This is a genomic window from Parvularcula maris (assembly GCF_024505085.1).
GTDB lineage: Bacteria > Pseudomonadota > Alphaproteobacteria > Caulobacterales > Parvularculaceae > Parvularcula > Parvularcula maris.
This window is the reverse complement of sequence record NZ_JANIBC010000042.1, coordinates 1-1,055: the sequence shown is the minus strand read 5'-3', so window position 1 is coordinate 1,055 and position 1,055 is coordinate 1. Positions and strand designations below refer to the sequence as shown.

Here is a 1,055-nt window from a genome sequence, read left to right as displayed (position 1 = left end):
GCTAGAGCGGTTTCAACTTAATCGAGGTCATATCCTTCGGCTGCGAAGTAGTTTCTGCATTCGTCAGGTGTGAAGGCTTGGAGCGCTTCGGCTAAGGCAAGCCACAGTTGTTCGACGGTTCGCGCGGCCGTCTTTCTCAGGAAGGCTTTGAGTTTTGAGAAGGCCATCTCGATCGGATTGAAGTCCGGGGAGTATGGCGGGAGGTAGAGAAGGCTGGCTCCTGCGGCTTCGATCGTCTCTCGTACTCCTGAGACTTTGTGCGCAGGCAGATTGTCCATCACGACGACATCGCCGGGGGAGAGGTCCGGCACGAGGACCCGCTCTACGTAGGCGAGGAACGCCGCCCCATCCATCGGGCCGTCTAAGATCATAGGTGCGGTGAGCCCTGATAGCCGGATGCCAGCGGTGAAGGTGGTTGTCTTCCAGTGACCGAAGGGCACCGACGCCCGGCAGCGTTTACCGCGTGGGGCTCGTCCCCGTAGCCGTGCCATCTTTGTCGAAGCACCCGTCTCGTCAATGAAGACGAGGCGCTCCGGATCGAGATCGAGCTGACCATTGAACCACAGCCAGCGGGCGACCCTCACATCGTCGCGGTCCTGCTCGCTCGCATGGGCGGTCTTTTTTTGAACGTGAAGCCGCGCCGATCGAGCCAGTACCAGATGGTCGCCGGGCAGGCCCTGACGCCGAACGCTTCGATAAGCCGCTCCCCGATCTCCTTGAGGGCGATGTCCTTATCCGCCTCGATCAGATCGAGGATGAAGGCCTCATGCGCGTCGAGCTTCGAGCCGCTGGGCTGACCCTGCTTCCGAGCCGAAGCTTCGCCCGTCTGTCGCCATCGCCGATGCCATGCTCCCGCCGTCGACTCCCCGATCGAAAAACGCCGCGCGGCCGCCCGCGTCGACATCCCGCCCTCGATCGCATCGATCACCCGCCGACGCAGATCCGCACTGAACCCTCGTCCCATCACTGCCTCCGCTCTCGCTCAGCGACGATGAATCAGACTTTGGACCCAGTGGGAATCCTCAACGACTCTGCGTTCGATGAAACCGCTCTAG

1 protein-coding gene is annotated in these 1,055 nt (G+C 61.6%); it reads right to left on the bottom strand.

What is annotated here, in order from left to right; translation table 11 throughout:
• Nucleotides 1-17: 17 nt before the first annotated feature.
• A protein-coding gene (locus NOG11_RS14860) for an IS630 family transposase (RefSeq protein ID WP_256620600.1) occupies nucleotides 18-964 on the bottom strand; the annotation gives its coding sequence in 2 pieces (ribosomal slippage) (nucleotides 18-625 and nucleotides 625-964; 948 coding nt in all).
• Nucleotides 965-1,055 lie beyond the last annotated feature (91 nt).